This is a genomic window from Tenacibaculum finnmarkense (assembly GCF_900239185.1).
GTDB classification, from domain to species: Bacteria; Bacteroidota; Bacteroidia; order Flavobacteriales; family Flavobacteriaceae; genus Polaribacter; species Polaribacter finnmarkensis.
The window spans coordinates 1-2,305 of the sequence record NZ_OENA01000055.1; the positions used below are offsets into that span (position 1 = coordinate 1).

1 pseudogene is annotated in these 2,305 nt (G+C 37.2%); it reads left to right on the forward strand.

Going from position 1 to position 2,305, the window contains the following annotated elements:
* A pseudogene (locus tag AQ1689_RS07820) lies at positions 1 to 2,305 on the forward strand (Ig-like domain-containing protein); the annotation flags it as partial.

The following is a 2,305-nucleotide window of genomic DNA, read 5'->3' on the forward strand; positions in this document are numbered from 1 at the left end:
AACCGTAAACGCAGGAGCGCCTTCAGGAACCTACGAAGTTACTTATGAAATCTGTGAGAATGGAGCGAATCCAGCAAATTGTAAGAGTAATACAGCAACAGTTTTAGTAGAGAATCTATTATTAGCCGATAATGATACTTTAGGGACAGCTTTAGTACCTTTAGCATCAGGAGTAAATCCAGTAGCAGCGGGAAGTGTTTTAACAGGTGATACCTTAAATGGCGTTCAAGTAACAACAGTAAATACAGATATTACACCAGTAACCTCAGGAAATATTTTGATCGATGCAGACGGAAATGTAACTATTGCAGCAAATACACCAACAGGATTTTATCCTGTAATATATACGATTTGTGAAAACGTAGCAAATCCAGCGAACTGTACAGAAGCTACGGTAACGGTAGAAGTAGTTGGCGAATTAGTAGCCGTAGCAGATAAATTTACTTCAATCAACGGAAAAGATAGAGCTACAACCGTAAGTGTTTTAGAAAATGATACTTTAAATGGAGAAAAAGTAATTCCATCAGAAATAACATTAACTGTAGGAACAGCACCAACGCCAATAATAGGAAGCATTTTAATGAATACTGATGGAACTATAACAATAGCGCCAGGAACAACAGCAGGAATTTATGATTACGAATACACAATTTGTGAAAATCTGAATCCAGCGAATTGTTCTACTGTAATTTCAGAAGTAATTGTAGAAGCTGCTCCAATTGAAGCGGTAAAAGCTGAATTTACTTCAATCAATGGAAAAGACGGAGCTACAACCACAAGTGTTTTAGAAAATGATACCTTAAATGGAAAAGAGATTGTTCCATCAGAAGTAACATTAACCGTAGGAACAGCACCAACGCCAATAGCAGGAAGCATCACCATGAATGCCGACGGAAACATAATAGTAGCACCGGGAACAACCGCGGGAACCTATGATTACGAATACACAATTTGTGAAAATCTGAATCCAGCGAATTGTTCTACTGTAACTTCAAAAGTAGTTGTAGAAGCAGCACCAATTGAAGCGGTAAAAGATGAATTTACTTCAATCAATGGAAAAGACGGAGCTACAACCACAAGTGTTTTAGAAAATGATACCTTAAATGGAAAAGAGATTGTTCCATCAGAAGTAACATTAACCGTAGGAACAGCACCAACGCCAATAGCAGGAAGCATTTTAATGAATACTGATGGAACTATAACAATAGCGCCAGGAACAACTGCCGGAACCTATGATTATGAATACACAATTTGTGAGAATTTAAATCCAGCGAATTGTAAAACAGTAACATCAACCGTAGAAGTTGTAGCAGCTCCAATTGAAGCCGTAGCAGATACATTTACTTCAATCAACGGAAAAGAGGGAAATATAACCACAAGTGTTTTAGAAAATGATAAATTAAATGGAAAAGAGATTGTTCCATCAGAAATAACATTAACAGCAGGAACAGCTCCAACGCCAACATCAGGAAGCATCACTATGAATGCCGACGGAAACATAATAGTAGCACCGGGAACAACTGCCGGAACCTATGATTATGAATACACAATTTGTGAGAAATTAAATCCTTCAAATTGTTCTACTGTAATTTCAAAAGTAATTGTAGAAGCTGCACCAATTGAAGCTGTAAAAGATGAATTTACTTCAATCAACGGAAAAGAGGGAAATATAACCGCAAGTGTTTTAGAAAATGATACCTTAAATGGAGTAAAAGTAGTTCCATCAGAAATAACATTAACAGCAGGAACAGCTCCAACGCCAACATCAGGAAGCATCACCATGAATGCCGACGGAAGCATCACGATAGCGCCAGGAACAACTGCCGGAACCTATGATTATGAATACACAATTTGTGAGAATTTAAATCCAGCGAATTGTAAAACAGTAACTTCAAAAGTAGTTGTAGAAGCAGCACCAATTGAAGCCGTAGCAGATACATTTACTTCAATCAACGGAAAAGACGGAGCTACAACCACAAGTGTTTTAGAAAATGATAAATTAAATGGAAAAGAGATTGTTCCATCAGAAATAACATTAACAGTTGTAAATATAGCTGGTGGTTTAACTTTAAATGATGACGGAACAGTAACAGTTCCACCAAATACACCTGCAGGAACTTACCAAGTGGAATACAGTATCTGTGAGAAATTAAACCCAACGAACTGTAGCGCGGTAATTTCTGAAGTAGTAGTAATTAGAGCACCAACAGCAACAGATGATACATCAACAGGAAATACACCAGGCGATGATGCAACAATAGATGTATTAGACAATGATAAATTAAGTGATGGAAGTTCAATAACA